Here is a 16958-nt window from a genome sequence, read left to right on the forward strand (position 1 = left end):
GAGGGAATGAGATGCTTAAACAACAAGAAAAGGTTCTGGAAGTAAGCAATCTTCAGACACACTTCTTTACCAATGAAGGCGTAAGCAGAGCTGTTGACGGGATTGACTTTACGCTCCATAAAGGGGAAACACTCGGGCTTGTAGGCGAATCGGGCTGCGGTAAAAGTATTACATCGCTTTCCATTCTTAGGTTGATTGCAAGTCCCCCGGGACGCATCCTTAACGGGGAAATCCTGTTCAAAGGGCAAGATTTATTGAAGAAAACGGAAATAGAAATGGGTGCCATCCGAGGCAACGAAATTTCGATGATTTTCCAAGAGCCCATGACTTCATTAAATCCCGTGTATACGGTTGGGGAACAAATTGCGGAAGTGTTTCGCCATCACCAGAAGATGAGCCGAAAGGAAGCCTGGGAGAAAGCCGTCGACATGCTGCGTCTTGTCGGCATTCCTTCCCCGGAGAAACGCGCCAAACAAGAGCCTTATGAACTGAGCGGAGGCATGCGGCAGCGCGTGATGATCGCGATGGCGATGGCCTGCAACCCTGAAATTCTAATTGCGGATGAGCCGACAACAGCTCTTGATGTGACGATTCAAGCGCAAATCCTCGATTTAATGAAGCTGCTTCAGAAGCAACTGGGCATGAGTATCATCATGATCACGCATGATCTAGGCGTCGTTTCGGAAACATGTGACCGCGTCGCTGTCATGTATGCCGGCAAAATCGTCGAATATACCGATGCCAGCGAATTGTTTGACAATCCGAAACATCCTTACACCATCGGATTACTTAACTCTCTGCCTCGCGCGGACCAAGACCAAGAAGAGCTGCAAGCGATCAAAGGAAGTGTCCCAAGTCCCTACAACATGCCGGAGGGATGCCGTTTCGCTCCTCGTTGTCCTCACGCCAGAGAGTTATGTCAGACAACAATGCCGGAGCTAACCGATGTAGGTAACGGCAGTCAAGTTCGCTGCTGGATGTATACACCAGAATGGGACGCACAGCTTGATGCGCGTAGGAAAGCGGGGGATTCCATCCAATGACCATACCTGTGGAACGTGACGTGGAGAAGAACGTTTTAGTTGAAATCAACCATTTGAAACAATACTTTCCGATCAAAGGCGGCATCTTAGGACGAACCGTCAACCATGTAAAAGCTGTAGACGACATTAGCTTTAACATCTATGAGGGTGAAACGCTGAGCATTGTAGGTGAATCAGGCTGTGGCAAATCAACTACTGGACGAGCTTTATTGCGCCTGGATGAACCGACCGGAGGAGATATTCATTTTCAGGATAAAGATGTCCTGGGCCTGAATAAAGGCGAACTTAGAAAGCTGCGCAAGGACATGCAAGTCATCTTCCAAGATCCTTTCGCATCGCTGAATCCAAGACAAACCGTCCGCCAAATTCTCGGTGAAGCACTTGCCATACAAGATGTCATTCCGAAGGAAAAGCGGACAGAACGTATTAAGGAACTGCTCGACAATGTCGGGTTACGGCCTGACCATATCGATCGGTACCCGCATGAATTCAGCGGTGGTCAACGCCAACGTATCGGCATCGCACGCGCACTCGCTGTGGAACCGAAGCTGATCATCTGCGATGAAGCCGTATCCGCACTGGATGTGTCGATTCAAGCACAAGTTCTGAATCTCTTGAAGAAACTGCAGAAACAGTATAAACTGACTTATCTATTTATCTCTCATGATCTGGGCGTAGTACGCCACATCTCTGATCGGGTGATGGTCATGTATCTGGGTAAAATCGTAGAAATCGCTGACAAAAAATCGCTTTTCGATAACCCGCAGCATCCTTATACCAAAGCACTCCTTTCCGCCATTCCTGTACCTAATCAGAAGGAAAAGAAGGAGCGTATCCTGTTGACCGGTGATGTTCCCTCTCCCATCAATCCGCCTCAAGGATGCCGCTTTCATACACGCTGCCCGTTCGTCGTCGAAACGTGCAAATCGCAAGAACCCGAGCTGCGCTACACCAGTGAAGGACATCAAGTCGCTTGCCACTTGATTGCTTCAGGTAATTATTGACTTCATTCGCTTTATCATGACGAATAATTTAAACTGGTAGAGAAACCATATATTAAAACGTATGCAGAAGGGATCTCATGCTTAGCTTTGAGGGTTTTACCTTACTCATTTTATTGTTTATTCTAGCTCCAATTATTGGAGCTATTACTTTATTATTTTTGTTCGTTTTCGAGAAGCGCATCGATCTCTTGGAGAACAAAACGAAGAAAATTGAGCTGGAAAAAGAGCTTCAGCAATCGCTTTACAACCAATTAAATCAGCAAATTCAGCCCCATTTTTTATTCAATTCGTTGAATGTGATTCTAACCCTGGCGCGATTGGAACGGACGGAAGAGTTGGTCAGAGCCCTTGAGGTTTTCTCCCAATTCCTTAAGTTTAAATATAAAACCACGGAACCTGTCATCCCTCTTCGGGAGGAAATTCGTTACACAGAGTACTACATCGAGATTCAAAAGCTGCGTTTCGGCGCTCGCCTTACGGTCACGCTAACCTGTGAGGATGACATTCAGGATGCCTATATCCCGCCTTTTGTTTTGCAAACCATCGTTGAGAATGCGTTTAAGCACGGGCTGGAGAGGAAAATTGGAGCCGTGAACCTGGACATCCATTTTTTCCTCGAACAAGAGATGGCTAACCTTACGGTCTTCGATAATGGCACGATGGAGCAAGTGGAAGCAGCCATCGAGGAGAAAAGCGGGCATGGCTTGGACAACATCAGACGCCGACTGCATCTCTACTTCAGCGATCACGCCAGCTTGCAGATTCAATCGATCCCGGAGACAGGCACGAAAGTGCAGGTCAAATGGCCATTCATCCTAGAACCTAACTTAAAAGAGGTGCCCTAATGAACGTATTACTCGTGGATGACGAGCCCCTTGAGCTGGAACAGCTTGAGTATCTGATTCACCCGCTTTTTCCTTATTGGAATTTGTACAAAGCATCCGATAGCAGCCAGGCTGCCGCGGTTAGCCAAAAGGTGAAAATTCATCTGGCTTTTCTTGATATCAATTTACCAGGCAAATCAGGACTGGAGCTTGGCGAAGAGCTGCGTCAGCATAATCAGGATATGGAATTCATTATCGTCACCGCTTACCAAAACTTCCACTATGCCAAACAATCCATTCGGCTTGGCGTAGTGGATTACATGACAAAGCCGGTCATTCAAAGTGAATTAGTGGATATTCTAAGCAAATACCGCAACAAAATGCCACAATCCAAGTACTCCCATGTCATTCACGACGCGCTTACCATCATCCATGAAAAATATGCGGAGAAGCTCGCGCTTGCCGATCTTGCCGCGGAGGTTCATATTAACCCAACCTACCTAAGTCGGCGTTTCCATGATGAGGTTGGCGTGTCGTTCTCTGAATACTTGATGCAATACCGCATCCAGATTTCTAAAAAATATCTCATCGCTCATCCCGAGTGGAGTATTTCCACCGTATCAGAGAAAAGCGGCTTTAACAGCCAGCATTACTTCTGTACCATTTTCCGCAAAAGCACGAACCAAACACCGAAAGAATTTCGCGAGAAGGAGAAATAATTTTGCAGTACCAATCATTTCGTGAATATGCGCAGGGAGCAGCCAAGATAGGCATTGGCCTCGGGGTCATAGCGATCTTAGCCAGATGGGTCACCGGGATTACCATCTTCGCTTCTCCCGAAGCGCTCGTCAAATACGGCATTTTTGGTGGAATTGGCTATGCGTTGATGGGAGCTATTGCGCTAATGGCTTTTGGATGGCTGGGTAAAAAGGTGCGTAGAGAGTACGGCGACGGCTTGACCATTGGGGACTTTTTTCAAAATAAACTGCACGGCCTCGGCTATTGGATGATGATCGTGATTCTGCTTATCACCAGCATTGAGGGCTTGTTTACGCAAGGAATGGCTGCCGGTGTGCTTGTCAACATTTTGCTAGGCGTCCCGATTTCGATCGGCATGCTTTGTTTCTTCCTGCTTTGCGTTATCTATGTCGGCTTTGGCGGCATGGCGCTTATCCAGCGTTTGGCGTTCGTTCAAGTCATCCTGATGTTTGCCGCAGCTATCCTGATCCCTCTTTATTTCTTCATTGCCAAAGGTGTTGAAAACGTCTATCAAGGCATTCGCCTCTATCATCCTTATTTGCTTGTGCTGAACAATCATGAAGGCTTATTTTTTATGTGTACGGGCCTATTAATTGGCTTCGGGCAAATTTTCGTCGACCAAGCAACGTGGCAGCGTCTGTACATGATCGAAAGCAAAAAAATCGTGCCTACCTTCCTGCTTTCCGGGCTCATCTGGGCAACCGTTCCGCTAGCTTTTTCATCGTTAATCATGGTCGTCATCTTTACAGGCAGCTTTAATAACATTTATTCGCTCCTATTTGATCTTATCCGTAAGATTGACACAATCTTCCTGTTGGTTTTGTTCGTTCTCTGTTCATTCGGCGCTGTAACCTCCGCTTTCGGAGCAGGGCTGCACTCCATGATCAGTCTCATTGCGGGCAACGTGTATCCGCTCTTGAAGCCTGACGCCAATGAGAAGCAGAAGATGCGCATGGGGTATATGCTGGCGATAACGATCGGCGTTTTGTCGTTTGTGCTTACTTATTTTTTCACCCCTACACTGCTGGATCTGCTCTTTTTCTTTGGCATTATCTACGCGGCACTCATTGTCCCTCTTCTGTTCATCGTTTTCAGCAAAGGCAAAGTGGACAATTTCATTCCGCTCTGCGCATTGATCGGGCTGGTCGCGGGTTATTCAAACCGCTACACATTAGGAAATTTAGAGGCCGTCTGGGTGAGTATGATGGTGTCGAGCCTGCTCGTGATTGTGTATTGGTGCGGTAAGTTTATGAAGAAACACCTGGGAAATCATTGAGAGGAATTCACTTACATGCTTCGTTCCTACTTGTTGTTAATCTTTTGCGTTACCGTTTGGGGGAGCAACTTTGTTTTTGGCAACATCCTTGTCCAACAATTCTCCCCCTTATTTATTGCGATGGCTCGCTTGCTCTTCATATCCCTGTTTCTAATTGGTTATACATGGATTCGACACCACTTCCTTCCCATTAGCAAACAGGAGTGGAAGCTGCTTATCCTGCTTGGTATCATCGGTGTATTTATTAACCAGCGGTCATTTTATCAAGGGTTAGAAACAGCCGACCCGACCACCTCGGCGCTTATTCTCGCACTAACCCCCATTACGACAGCCCTTTTGGCAGCCCTATTTTTAAAAGAAACTTTATCGATAAGCATGCTGGTTGGCTCGTTAATGGCTATCTCCGGCGTTTTTCTCGTCGTTTTTAATGGAGCTCGGCTGGAATTTCACATAGGTCACCTCTGGATATTTATCACCATGATTACGTTTGCCATCTCCATTGTCTTAGTACGTCTGCTGACTCGCAGGCTGCCGCCTATCATCATCACACTTTATTCGACCTTGGTCGGATTCGGCACGATGGTACCGATTGTGCTCGCGAATGGGACAGGCTGGAACATCAGCCATGAAGCATGGGCATGGATCTTGCTGATTGTCACGGCTATCTTGATGCACGGCATCGTCACCCTCGTTTGGAACAGCCAACTGCAAAAGGTTGGAGCAGCGAAAGCGGCCATGTTCTCGAACCTGGAACCGTTTGTCGCGATGATTGTTGGCTATCTTGTTCTCGGCCAGCTCGTTACTTCACAGCAAATGTTCGGTTCCGTGTTCATCGTGGGCGGTGTTACGTTAGCCTCTATGACTTTTTCTAAAAGCAAGTCTCAGAGGGTGTTTTCGCAGTGAGCAAATCCATGAACAAACAAATTTTTAGGACAACTGCAACCTTTTCGAACCGACTTCCGTTTGATGAATTGTCGACATAAAAAAACCTACATTTCAAAAACCGGAAGGAGCTTTATCATATGAAAAAGAAACTAACTGTAATATTAACTTTGGCTGGGATCCTTGGTACAACGGCGGCAGTCGGAGCTGAAGGCATCGTGGAAAAAGTAACAGGTTACCTGCAAAAGGATGTAAAAATTGTTGTTAACGGACAAGACAGCGCGCTTACACCTGTCTACATCGATGGAAAAGCCTATCTCCCAGTACGCGATGCTGCAACGCAGCTTGGATATACCGTAAAATATGACGAAGCTAACAAAGAAATCGAGCTCGACGAAGCGGCTGACTTGATGCGTGCAACCGGTGTCGTTGTAAGCGTGCAAGCTAAAGATGACGGTAGCGCCCGCATCGAGCTGCTTGGCAGCACTTGGGTCATTTTAAACGTAGATAAATCCACTGTTATCAAAGGCTTGGACGGTAAAACGTTAACTGCAGCCGATCTGAAAGTCGGAACTCAAATTGATGCCGGATTCGGACCAGCAATGGCGATGAGCTACCCAGGTCAAGCACAAGCTGTAAACATTAACGTTTATGCAGACCGTTTGGTCAAAGAAGATACAATCAAAGAAGTAAAACATACAGATGACGGCTGGCAAGTTCAATTAGATGGTTTAGTACTGAACGCAGGTAAAGAAACTCGCGTTATGACATCCCAAGGCGAATCTGTGAATTGGGAAGATTTGAAAGCCGGCACGAAAGTTAAAGCTTACTACGGTCCGATGGAGACGAAGAGCCTTCCTCCTCAAAGCCCAGTTTACTTGCTCGTTGTTCAGGCACAATCCCCTGTAACAGGCACTCCGAAAATGTCGCCAGAGGCAGCGCAAGAGTACCGCAACTTGGCATGGGCGCAAGTGAAAGAGCAAGCGTCTCATATTACAACAAAACAAGACGAAGCTGCTGTTCAAATCGTTTCCTCTAAAGAAGCAGGCGTATTGGCTTCCACCGATGAGCAAAAGAAATTGCTTGCTGACGTGCAAGCTGATAACGGCAATTTCGTGACAGTTACTTACAACACAGACCAAGACGAGCTTCTTGGACCGTTGACAGCTGTGTTCGATTTCAATACAAAGGCTTTTGTCGGATTCAACGCTAGAAGATAATCATTTTGATAGAAAAGAGGCTACCCCAAGTCATATAAATGACGAGGGGTGAGCCTCTTTTTCCATCCTACCTGAACTCCGCCGGATGCCGGCGTTTAAGCTCAGGAATCGCATAAGCTCTCCCCGTCTGTTCCAACCAGCTGACGTAATCTTGCAGATGACCCTTCGCGTGATAAGGCCCACCTTCCTTCATAACCGTCCATAGCGGATCGTTATCGAACTCCATCGAATCCATCATCTCGTCATGCCATTCATTCAGGTAGTACACGGCATCTTTGCATAGATCCCTCTCACTTTGTGCAAGATTATGCTGTTCATGAGGATCTTCCTTCAGATTGAAGAGCATTTCCTTATCAAACAAATGATAGCCGTCATGATAGGTCCGCACGTATAAATAATCGCCGAAGCGGACACTGCGTTGGCAGACATGCGCGCATTGCGACACCACCAAATAGTCCCTGCCGCAGGCTTCACCTGTCTGCAGTGCCGCAGCGTAGCTGGTGCCGTCCCAAGACGGAGCCGGTGATTTGCCCAACAGCTCGGCAATCGTCGGCAAAATATCCAGATGATAATGCAAGCCCTCATCCAAATGATTCTTCATCATGCCCGGCCAGCGGATAATCATCGGAATTCGGCAGGTGCCTTGATCGGCGGTTCCATGTTCTCCGTAGATCCCGAGTTCCCCCATATTCTCACCATGGTCGGCCGTAATGATCACGACGAGGTCTTCCATCACACCCTGACGCTCCAGCTCACCAAATAACATGCCGATATGATCGTCCATATGGCGGATGCCGCAGTCGTAACCGTCGATGACACGACGTAGCCCATCACGATCCGTGAAATCTCCCGGGTGGCGCGGGAATTTCGGATTCGTTTTATTATCAAACATGCTGATCTCACGGGCGCTATGTGGGCCAACCTTACGTGTCGTATGTTCCTTCAGTACCTCATCCGTAATCCACTCGGGCAGAGGGTCGTTCGCAAACGGATTACCGAACTCCTCCGGTGCGCGGTACGGGGTATGCGGATCCCAATAATTCACATATAGGAACCAATCGTCTTGTTTCGCATTTTGCTGAATCCAATTCAAAACGAGCGGAGTAACCTCCTCAGCGGATTCCATACCGCCCTTTCCTGTATTATGAATTTCGTTAAACCCGGCATAAAATGTCCAGGCAGAATGTCTTTCACCGAAAGGGCTGATGAGAGCCGTTTTCATACCGGCGGAGCGAAATAAGGCAGGGAAACATTCACTCGTTAATCGGCTGCGGAACTGACGGTCCTCTCCTTCATGCCGAACGTCAGCAGCTGTACCGCCATGTCCAACAACTCCGTTATGGATGCCAAATCGTCCGGTCATAAGCGCTGTCCGTGAAGGAAAGCAGGGCGCGTCCGACGTGTAATAATTCGAAAATCTGACGCCTTCCTCAGCAATTTTGTCAATGTTTGGCGACGTATTTCGCTGGTAACCATAGCATCCTAGATGGTCGGGTCTAGTGGAGTCCAAATCAAGCAGCAAGATTCTCATCTTTTAAACTCTCCTTCTCGTATGATTTAAGCTTATACTTTGAAAACGCTCTCCTTAATGTGAATCGTACTAAACACACTAGTGGATAGTCCATGCATATTTTATGGATCATGTGTACGATTCTCTTCTAATATTTAATTAAAAAGCTCATTTATAAAAGGATTATTGAATTATTCCATGTATACTGCTAATGTCTAGTTATACTGCCTGAAAGGAACATTGCTATGCTGTCCCTTCTTTCCGTACATTTTGATAACCGCATTCCGAACTGGCGTACTAACTTGATGTTGTTAAACCATAATGTGCTGGTGCTAATGATTGAGGGTAAAATCAAATACACGATCAACGATCGAACGGTGATTGGGGAAAAAGGAGAATTGCTGTTCCTACCGATTAACACCTTGCGTGCAGGTGAAAACGATGAAGGTGAACATCAAAAATTCACCGTCCTGTTTAATCACGGGGAAGAGGATTCAGAGGAACTTCCTATTTTCAGAAAAGGACAATTCATCAAGTGTAAAATTCGTAACTTCGAGTATTTCAAGCACCGGTTCGAAAAACTATATCTCGAAGTCGTCGGAGACGGCAAATTCAATCGATATTTGGTCAGCGGGATTTTACAGGAATTAGTCGGAATGGCCGCACGTGAATTTGAACTTGTGGAAGCAGCGCCGATTAAGCTGAAGCTCGCGAACGAATTGCAAAAATACATGGTCGCTCACTACAGGCAACCCGTTCAGATCGATGAACTTGCCTCCCTCATACACCGCTCGTCCAACTATACAATCTCCATGTTTCGCGAAGTTATGGGGGTCTCCCCCATTCAGTACATTCACTTATTGCGTATGAAAGAAGCTTGCAATCTGTTGACGAATTCCGATCTTTCGGTAACCGAAATCTCCAATTATTTGGGTTATTACGATCATTCGTATTTCTTCCGTATTTTCAAAAAGTATACGTCGATGTCTCCGACAGCGTATAAGCATTCGGGATTGTCCCCTCCATCGCTGCAGCTTTTTTAACCGAAACAGATCGTGCACTAAGATATGAAACAGCGCCTCCCATCCCGGGTGGCGCTGTTTACCGGTCAAATCAACGATTGGTGGCTTTCCTGCTCCCAGTCAAAGACTTGGACCAGAAATACATGCCCATGCCAAATAAAGTCAGCATACCGCCTAAGAACTGAAATAAGGTAATGGCCTCCCCTAATAATAAATAGGCGAGAATTATGGCAAGAACGGGTTCACCGATAATGCCTACTGAGACCGTCGTTGCCCCTACTGACTTCAACAATAGATTAAAGATATATTGTCCGAATAAGGTCGGGATGATCGCAAGCAACAAGAAATACGTCCATTCGGACGAGTCATAACCCGTAAGTGAGATGTTATTCATTACATTGTAGAGAAGCAGGACGATGCCGCCAATAAAAAAAACGATGATGCTGTATACATTCGCATCTATTTTATGGCTTATTTTCTGCCCCGCCAATAAATAGAAGGAAACAAATAGCGTTCCTGCTAACGATAAGCCGTCTCCAATCAGTGCTGCTTTTGAAATCCCGATATCTCCCCAAGCGATGAGGATTGAACCCAGAAGAGCAACGATTAAGCAACCGGCCATTAGCCGATTTACTTGTTCTTTGAATAATAAATAAGAACCGATCATGACAAACAGTGGCTGCAACGACAAGATGACCATGGAGCTTGCTACAGAAGTATAGACCAGAGATTCCATCCAAAAGAGAAAATGCAGGCCAAGAAAAAGACCGGCCAAAAGCACGATACCCCAATCTTTTCTATCCAACCGTAAGGTGCGAATCCTTCTCCATGGGACAAAAGCGAACATTAGAATGACAGAAATAAATAATCTATACATCCCGGCCACGGACGTGGGCGAATCCAAAAATTTGATCATGATGGATGAGATCGAGACGGATAAAATGCTGATGGCTAGTAAAATAAACGGATGCGATTGCAAGGCAGATTTCATTAATCTATCCATAATTCCTCCAAGCTGTTCAACAACTCCTGTGCACAGAATTGTAAAGGTTAGCCGAAGCTGGATATAATAATAACATCGTCCATGTATATTTTGTGCAATTATATCCCTTATTTATATGGATATATAGTCAAAAAGGAGTTGCCCTTTGGAAAAACAATTGTATGAAGCCATTCAATATCCTGACGAGGCCTTCCCCTATATCATGTATACCCATACGAATCACGGATCTGTCCCTCTAGGCCGAGGAGTTAACGACTTGCACTGGCACGAAGAATTACAAATGACTTTGGTGACCAAAGGAAAACTGACGATTCAAATCAATGGCATCGATTATGATTTAAGAGCGGGGCAGGCTATTTTTATCAACAAAAGTGTTCTGCACATTGTGACTCGCCTTACGAATGACGGGGAATATGTGAGCTTTAATTTTCCGGAGAAGCTGCTCGCCTTTTATTCAGATAGTGCCATGGAGAGAAATTATGTACTTCCTTATACCAACTCCTACCTATTGTCGCTAGAAATCAAAGGAGACGCAGCATGGGAAAATGAAATCCTTCAAATCCTTAACGATATGAAAAAGGAGTTTGAATGGAAAAAGAACTGGGGATGGCAGTATGAGATTTCTATCAAAACGGTCAAGTTATGGTTAATCCTAATCTCGAACATTTCGTTACCGTCAGAGGAAGCCTCTAAGCATAGCAGACTACAACAAGAAAGATTGCAATTGATGCTTAGCTTTATTCATCAGAACTTTACAAATCATATAACGTTAAAGGAAATCGCTGATGCGGCTCATTTGAGTGTATCGGAGTGTACTCGCGGCTTTAAAAAAAGCATCCATATTACCCCTTACGACTATTTGATCAAGTACCGCATTAAAAAGAGCTGCGAGCTATTGGCATCAACGGAATATGCGATAACCGAAATTGCCAGAAGAGTTGGTTTCAATCACGTCAATCACTTTATTCAATCATTTAAAAAACATCGCAACCTTACCCCCAAGGAATTCCGCTCTTCTTCCTCCTCTATTATCTGAAACATATGTAAAAAGCAGTTCCGGGTCGTCCGCTAAGACAGATCCGGGATAGCTTACACATTAGGCCAACTTACGTCTTCTCTTTACAGGGGGACGTAACGTATCCTTCTTCATAAATCTCATTTTGGCAATGATTCTGGCGTTTAGTTTTTTCATCGTCGTCAGATTGTTTTTAATAATTCTGCCTCGGCTGTTCGAAGCGTTCTGCAGCACAATTTTGCTTTGTCTGGCGGTGCTGCACTGTGACGATACAATCTGCGGATTTTCGTTCGGAATCGTTGGAAACATGAGATTTTGCGGATTGTTGCTGTGATCGCTGCCAGGATTGGATGGATCGTTAATCGTAAAGCTGTTCTGGTTGCTGTTCAAAAACCGGCCGAATAAACAGTGCCCGGCTTCATGTGCAAGCCCGTACGAATTTAGTGCTCCGTCGCTCATGACGATATGCCCATACAGACCATAATCGGTAGTGCTGTTAAAAAATTTGAAGCGCGGTCCACCCATGCCAATGACGTTGCCGGAACTGGTGAGGAATTCCCCGCTTACATAGATGACATACTCCAGGGGAGAAGCCGCTTCCCCATGCCAGGTTCGAGCTTGAAATGTCATTTCCTTGCCGGGCTTGCCGCTCTTGGGAAGTACCGCCGGAAGCCGCACCCGCTGTGAAAATTGAAACCACAGGAACCGTAAAGGCCATCTCTACCACCACTCTCAAAATATTTAAGATTTCCTATATATGAAATGAGAAATAGTCTGATTTGGTATGGACGGATGCAGCAGGACAAGATCATCAATTATCTAGCAAACGACGCTCCGAGATTCCTCAGTCTTTCTTTTTAAGTATTTTAGCGATCCCTACATCAGTTATTCCTATATTTATATCAATCTCCCCTAATGACTCAGGCTTTAAAGGTAAAACCCCATTTTTAACAAGTCGGTGCCATTCCTTCGGATTGGATCGGTAGAGTGAATCAGAAAGGCCTAGAAGGTCTGCATCTAATTTAAGGCCGGCCAAATAGGTTTTTTGAATCTGCTTCCTTATTTCCTTTTCAGCAAGTTCTTTCATGTCACTCTCCTTTGCAGGCTTTTCCTGCTCCGTTACTGATCCTTCCATTTGGACTTTAATGTGAAAGGTTAGTTTGCCGTTCGATAGCTTAGGTTCGATGGAGGGTTTAATCTTTTTAACAACCATCATCGCAATTGGTTTATTGTCAATCTGAAGCATCAAAGGGGTGCGTACAGTTTCTTTCTCCATCCATCGTAGACCCATAGTTTCGTCAATCTTAAAGCACCCCAGCAATTGTTTATTTTGTATGGCGCATACCCCATCTTGTTGAAGCTGTGGTGACGGCTTTTTATTCTCTACCCAACTAGTTTCATTGACGCTTAATTCGGGAAGCAACAGGATTCGGCTATTTTCATCCCATTTCCAAATAAATTTGGACAAATATAATGGAGCAACAAGCGAACTTTGGGAATAACGGTCACGCGGGTTATTTAATTGTGAGTATAGCGTAGACATGTTTTGGGTTGGGCTTGTGCTAAATATATCCAAGATCGAGCCATGAGTTGCCATCGTCCAAATGGTATACCGGAACTCATAATACCTGTCCATTTGGTCCAAAATGCCATGAATGACATCCTCCCGCAGCGCCGCTTCCGTAAATGCTAGAGTTTTCACATGACTCCAGGACAATCTTTGCTGTGACGTCTTGTAAAGATCAAAGATAGCTTCATCCACGGTTCTACCTTCACCCTTGCCAATGGAAACCACTTCCTTGCTCATCCCGGCTCCCGCTTCTTTTTTGGCAATATTATTAAAACTGATCATCTGGGTATAGAACACCACTTTGCCTTTCACATAATCAATGCCAATCGAATTGACATAGGCTAGATGCTCAATCTCCCTTAACCCCCAGCAACCGGTAAGCAGTAGAGGGAGAATTCCAATCACCAATAAAAGGGGCATTAACCTCACGTTTGATCATCTCCGGATTTTCTTATGAAGCCAGGTACACCTTCCTTCTTCCCCCAAGGCATACGGAATAAAATTTTCAATAGATCGCGGAAATTAATTGGTGCCACCGGACTTAGATATTTGATTCCAAACGATTGCAGATTAACCATGTAGATAGCAATAGCTAACATACAAATCAATAATCCAAACAATCCAAGTACACCGCTAACAATCAGTATGATTAATCTTATCAGACTCACGAAGCCAACCATATTTTGATTCACCATGGTAAACGAAGCTAATACGGAGATGGCTACGACAACCAGAATCCCCGGTGCCGTCATACCTGCGCTGATGGCCGCCTGTCCGACAATTAATCCGCCAACAACAGAGATGGTCTGTCCGAATGAAGATGGCAAGCGCATGCCCGCTTCACGAAATAATTCAAATAGAAGAATCATCACAACGGCTTCGAGAGGAGCCGGCAGCGGAACACCTTGTCTGGAAATGAGCAGAGTACCCAGCAAAGTAAACGGGAGCTGATCCTGATGATAAGTAAGCAATGCGATCCAAAATCCAGGAAGAAACACGGAAAAAAATATTCCACACAACCTTAACAATCGGGTAAACATGACAAACCAATTTAGGGTATAAGCATCTTCCGAAGTATTGAGCAAAAAGGTAAAGTTAACGGGCCCAATGATCGCTGTTGGGGAACCATCGACCACAATGACAAACCTGCCGTGCATGAGGGAGTTCACCGCAAAATCCGGCCTCCCGGTATAGACAAACTTCGAAAAATACTTATTACTTTCTAGTCCCTCCTCCAGTTGAGAACTGCTGATCATCCCTTTGAGTTTCAAGCTGGCCAATCGGGATGTAACCTCCTCAACAATGGTTGGATTAATCGCATCTTTCAGATAAAGAAGCAACGTCTTGGTTTGCGTCTGCGTTCCGAGCGTATATTCTTCTACGGCTAGAGCATTTGTTTTTAATCTTTTTCTTATTAACGCGACATTGACCCTCGCATCTTCAATAAAGCCGTCACGAGGTCCTCTTACCGAAATCTCGGCACTCGATTCCTCCGTTTTTCTCTGCGGGGCATTGGCTATATCCCATGTGTACATGGTGGCAGTTTCATGGAAATACGCCAGCAGCTCCCCATTAAAAATCTTATTTATGATGTATTCGTCATCCCAATCTTGCGGGACCGGGTTCAGCTGAAAGGGTAGGTGCCGCTGTAGTTCGCTGTCGTTCGATATGGTGTGTTCTTTAAACATTTCAATCAGATGAGGAATAAAAAATTGATGAATTCGGTGTGTATCGCACAGCCCATCGCAATAAACAAACAGCAACAAAAATGAGGATCCATCTTGTTGGGTGACATTCAGTTTGTTAATATGCACATCGCTGCAGTCTTTGAACAACCGCTGAAATGAACCATATGGTTCTTCCTCCGCTGATCCCAACGATTCCAACCTATTTCTCATGATTTCACTCTTCTCCATCTGTGTCCGAAATGAATTAATCCAATAATAATTAGGAAATAGCCCGACATCCCCCAAAATATACCTGGTAACAGAATATCTGTAATCAAATTAATAAATTTAGGATCACTAATTGGCAAACATGTCGCTATTAACTGAATAGAACATATAAGGAATAGGGATAAGGTCTTATTCCTTTTTTTCTCAATACCCAGAATATCGTTGATCAAAAAAAGAGTCAGTGAGATTCTCAGAAAGGCCCCGCTGAACCACTGATATATACTTAAAAAATCCATGTGCTCAATAAAGTGACCGATTGTCACTAGCCTCCACTCTTCATAAGCAGGGAACCTTAAATGGGAGGCTTGCTTGGGGCCGAACTCGCTGATTGCGCCGACTAAAGGACCGAATGTTAGTAAAATCAGAATCAAGGTCAGTGCCACAAGGGACATGAACGAAATACGGGTACGGATATGGTGCTTTATAAATAACAGCAGCGATAGTTCGAGTAATCCTGCCTCGACATATATAACCCCATGCCAGACGGGCTTCATGCCAAATTCCAGAATAGGCTTTAACAAGGAGTATTCCTTATTCGGATGATTGGCTGTCATCACATAAAAACCTAATATGACAACAAATGGTAAAAAGATAGCCGCTGTATTAGCTATCGACTCGATACCTTTATAAGCATTAATAGAACAAACGATCAGCAAGGCAGAGGCTAAAACAATGATTGGGGTATTCGTTGAGAAGGCAAGATGAATCCAGGTAACAGTATCTTTTAAAGTAATCGTTGATAAAGTAAATATGTAAATGCAAGCAAAACCTGCCAGCAAGTAGGATACCATTGCGCCGTATTTAAGCTTGAGCCATTGGAATAGAGGCATATCCCGATTTTTACCAATAACCGAATAAAGCAAAACAACCCAAATCATAAAAAACGCGCCCGCAAGCAGAACAGAGATCCAGCTGTCGCGTTGTGCTTTTTGTAATAACATCGGAATGATAATGACATGGTTTAACAATCCAATAGAAAGCATTAACATCATGCTTGTTTGCAAAAACGTGATTGAACCGTTTTTCATCAGCACCCTCCGATTTTTAATTTAGTAAATTGTTCCTGTAGTATGCTGCATTTTCCTGAATTTATACGAAACAGGTTACATCGAAGAGGCTGACTCGTTGCGTTGAAAGGTGCATACATAAGTGAATACATAATAAAAGAGCACCTATATTAGGCGCCCTTTTACAGTAGTAATGAAGGAGTCAATGATACAATGAGTTGAATCTACAGTGGAGCTTAATTGGGGAACGAATAACGTACCAATAAAGAACTTAAGTTCAGGTATTTCTATAACTCTTGGATTACCTGCTGAATCAGTTCCTACTATTCTTAATCCGCTATCATGAATTTGTTTTTCATACTGGGAACTTAGTCCATAATTACACCTAAATTGTTCGTTTATATATTCGGTCTTATAAATATCAAAGATTTTCGAATGTTTCCTGAGGATAACTTCACCTTTCTGACCAACTAATGAGCAGGCCAGCTTACTAATTATTATTTGCGAAGCATGTGGGTCGCGCTCTTCGTGGGCTGCATGTTCCAACATCAACTTATTTTTTGCATATTCCATAATGATGTATTGAAATCCCCCGCATGTTCCCAACAAAGGTATATCGTTTTCACGTGCGAATTGAATAATGCTAAGTACCCCATCGAGAGAATCTGGATAACCTGGGCCAATCCAAAACCCATTGTAAGTATGTTTGATGGCATCCAATTGTTTATTTATTGTTGCTGTTGCAATCCACTCAAACTCAATAGAAATCCCTAATTTACCTAAAGTGTGCCTAAGCGCATTGTTAGTAGCGATCTGCGACGGATACTTTGGACTAAAGTCACCTACAATGCCAATTTTCATTTTTGTA

General features: G+C 44.6%; 16 protein-coding genes. 9 read left to right on the forward strand and 7 right to left on the reverse strand.

The window, feature by feature from the left end; genetic code table 11:
- The first annotated feature begins 11 nt into the window (after positions 1–11).
- The 7 genes from RQP52_RS33540 to RQP52_RS33570 all read left to right on the forward strand — a co-directional run bounded on the left by RQP52_RS33540 (position 12) and on the right by RQP52_RS33570 (position 7008).
- Positions 12–1043 carry an ABC transporter ATP-binding protein gene (locus RQP52_RS33540; protein WP_315955866.1) on the forward strand — a complete coding sequence of 344 codons (1032 nt, stop codon included), beginning with the start codon at positions 12–14 and terminating at the stop codon, positions 1041–1043.
- Entirely contained in the window at positions 1040–2047 is a 1008-nt protein-coding gene (locus RQP52_RS33545; protein ID WP_315955867.1) for an ABC transporter ATP-binding protein, read from the forward strand. The genes RQP52_RS33540 and RQP52_RS33545 overlap by 4 nt, the downstream gene beginning before the upstream one ends.
- A 77-nt stretch (positions 2048–2124) precedes the next feature.
- On the forward strand, positions 2125–2892 hold the full coding sequence (locus RQP52_RS33550; RefSeq protein WP_315955868.1) for a sensor histidine kinase: 768 nt from the start codon (positions 2125–2127) through the stop codon (positions 2890–2892).
- On the forward strand, positions 2892–3590 hold the full coding sequence (locus tag RQP52_RS33555) for a response regulator transcription factor (protein ID WP_315955869.1): 699 nt from the start codon (positions 2892–2894) through the stop codon (positions 3588–3590). Before RQP52_RS33550 ends, RQP52_RS33555 begins: the two co-directional genes overlap by 1 nt.
- 2 nt (positions 3591–3592) lie before the next feature.
- On the forward strand, positions 3593–4906 hold the full coding sequence (locus tag RQP52_RS33560) for a sodium:solute symporter family transporter (RefSeq protein WP_315955870.1): 1314 nt from the start codon (positions 3593–3595) through the stop codon (positions 4904–4906).
- Between the two features lie 15 nt (positions 4907–4921).
- Positions 4922–5809: a DMT family transporter gene (locus RQP52_RS33565; protein WP_315955871.1), complete on the forward strand. Its 888-nt coding sequence runs from the start codon at positions 4922–4924 to the stop codon at positions 5807–5809.
- A 119-nt stretch (positions 5810–5928) separates the two neighbouring features.
- Positions 5929–7008 (forward strand): stalk domain-containing protein, encoded by a 1080-nt coding sequence (locus RQP52_RS33570; RefSeq protein WP_315955872.1) that lies wholly within the window; start codon positions 5929–5931, stop codon positions 7006–7008.
- A gap of 67 nt (positions 7009–7075) precedes the next feature.
- Here the strand turns inward: RQP52_RS33570 and RQP52_RS33575 are convergent, their stop codons facing one another.
- The gene (locus tag RQP52_RS33575; RefSeq protein WP_315955873.1) at positions 7076–8539 is read right to left on the reverse strand and encodes a sulfatase family protein; all 1464 of its coding nucleotides are present in this window, start codon (positions 8537–8539) and stop codon (positions 7076–7078) included.
- Between the two features lie 224 nt (positions 8540–8763).
- Here RQP52_RS33575 and RQP52_RS33580 point away from each other — a divergent pair, with 224 nt between their 5' ends.
- The gene (locus tag RQP52_RS33580) at positions 8764–9561 is read left to right on the forward strand and encodes an AraC family transcriptional regulator (RefSeq protein ID WP_315955874.1); all 798 of its coding nucleotides are present in this window, start codon (positions 8764–8766) and stop codon (positions 9559–9561) included.
- Between the two features lie 70 nt (positions 9562–9631).
- On the opposite strand, the gene RQP52_RS33585 is transcribed toward RQP52_RS33580, so the two are convergent.
- Positions 9632–10543, reverse strand: coding sequence for a DMT family transporter (locus RQP52_RS33585; RefSeq protein WP_315955875.1), 912 nt, complete (start codon positions 10541–10543; stop codon positions 9632–9634).
- Positions 10544–10688: 145 nt separating this feature from the next.
- Between RQP52_RS33585 and RQP52_RS33590 the strand changes: the two genes are divergently transcribed.
- Complete coding sequence (locus RQP52_RS33590) at positions 10689–11579, forward strand: AraC family transcriptional regulator (RefSeq protein WP_315955876.1); 891 nt, start codon at positions 10689–10691, stop codon at positions 11577–11579.
- A gap of 60 nt (positions 11580–11639) precedes the next feature.
- On the opposite strand, the gene RQP52_RS33595 is transcribed toward RQP52_RS33590, so the two are convergent.
- The 5 genes from RQP52_RS33595 to RQP52_RS33615 all read right to left on the reverse strand — a co-directional run bounded on the left by RQP52_RS33595 (position 11640) and on the right by RQP52_RS33615 (position 16951).
- Complete coding sequence (locus tag RQP52_RS33595; protein WP_315955877.1) at positions 11640–12188, reverse strand: hypothetical protein; 549 nt, start codon at positions 12186–12188, stop codon at positions 11640–11642.
- Positions 12189–12402: 214 nt separating this feature from the next.
- Positions 12403–13548, reverse strand: a complete 1146-nt coding sequence (locus RQP52_RS33600) for a Ger(x)C family spore germination protein (RefSeq protein WP_315955929.1) — start codon at positions 13546–13548, stop codon at positions 12403–12405.
- 5 nt (positions 13549–13553) lie between these two features.
- Complete coding sequence (locus RQP52_RS33605; protein WP_315955878.1) at positions 13554–15026, reverse strand: spore germination protein; 1473 nt, start codon at positions 15024–15026, stop codon at positions 13554–13556.
- Positions 15023–16111 carry an endospore germination permease gene (locus tag RQP52_RS33610; protein WP_315955879.1) on the reverse strand — a complete coding sequence of 363 codons (1089 nt, stop codon included), beginning with the start codon at positions 16109–16111 and terminating at the stop codon, positions 15023–15025. The genes RQP52_RS33605 and RQP52_RS33610 overlap by 4 nt, the downstream gene beginning before the upstream one ends.
- 144 nt (positions 16112–16255) lie before the next feature.
- Positions 16256–16951, reverse strand: a complete 696-nt coding sequence (locus tag RQP52_RS33615; protein ID WP_315955880.1) for a CTP synthase C-terminal region-related (seleno)protein — start codon at positions 16949–16951, stop codon at positions 16256–16258.
- Positions 16952–16958 lie beyond the last annotated feature (7 nt).

This window comes from Paenibacillus violae, assembly GCF_032461945.1.
GTDB classification, from domain to species: Bacteria; Bacillota; Bacilli; order Paenibacillales; family NBRC-103111; genus Paenibacillus_E; species Paenibacillus_E violae.

Excerpts from the sequence above, each read along its gene's own strand:
- RQP52_RS33540 (WP_315955866.1), top strand. The coding sequence starts at position 12 with ATGCTTAAACAACAAGAAAAGGTTCTGGAAGTAAGCAATCTTCAGACA.
- RQP52_RS33610 (WP_315955879.1), bottom strand. The coding sequence starts at position 16,111 with ATGAAAAACGGTTCAATCACGTTTTTGCAAACAAGCATGATGTTAATG.
- RQP52_RS33600 (WP_315955929.1), bottom strand. The coding sequence starts at position 13,548 with ATGCCCCTTTTATTGGTGATTGGAATTCTCCCTCTACTGCTTACCGGT.
- RQP52_RS33595 (WP_315955877.1), bottom strand. The coding sequence starts at position 12,188 with ATGACATTTCAAGCTCGAACCTGGCATGGGGAAGCGGCTTCTCCCCTG.
- RQP52_RS33550 (WP_315955868.1), top strand. The coding sequence starts at position 2,125 with ATGCTTAGCTTTGAGGGTTTTACCTTACTCATTTTATTGTTTATTCTA.
- RQP52_RS33575 (WP_315955873.1), bottom strand. The coding sequence starts at position 8,539 with ATGAGAATCTTGCTGCTTGATTTGGACTCCACTAGACCCGACCATCTA.
- RQP52_RS33580 (WP_315955874.1), top strand. The coding sequence starts at position 8,764 with ATGCTGTCCCTTCTTTCCGTACATTTTGATAACCGCATTCCGAACTGG.
- RQP52_RS33555 (WP_315955869.1), top strand. The coding sequence starts at position 2,892 with ATGAACGTATTACTCGTGGATGACGAGCCCCTTGAGCTGGAACAGCTT.
- RQP52_RS33565 (WP_315955871.1), top strand. The coding sequence starts at position 4,922 with ATGCTTCGTTCCTACTTGTTGTTAATCTTTTGCGTTACCGTTTGGGGG.
- RQP52_RS33585 (WP_315955875.1), bottom strand. The coding sequence starts at position 10,543 with ATGGATAGATTAATGAAATCTGCCTTGCAATCGCATCCGTTTATTTTA.
- RQP52_RS33615 (WP_315955880.1), bottom strand. The coding sequence starts at position 16,951 with ATGAAAATTGGCATTGTAGGTGACTTTAGTCCAAAGTATCCGTCGCAG.
- RQP52_RS33545 (WP_315955867.1), top strand. The coding sequence starts at position 1,040 with ATGACCATACCTGTGGAACGTGACGTGGAGAAGAACGTTTTAGTTGAA.
- RQP52_RS33570 (WP_315955872.1), top strand. The coding sequence starts at position 5,929 with ATGAAAAAGAAACTAACTGTAATATTAACTTTGGCTGGGATCCTTGGT.
- RQP52_RS33605 (WP_315955878.1), bottom strand. The coding sequence starts at position 15,026 with ATGAGAAATAGGTTGGAATCGTTGGGATCAGCGGAGGAAGAACCATAT.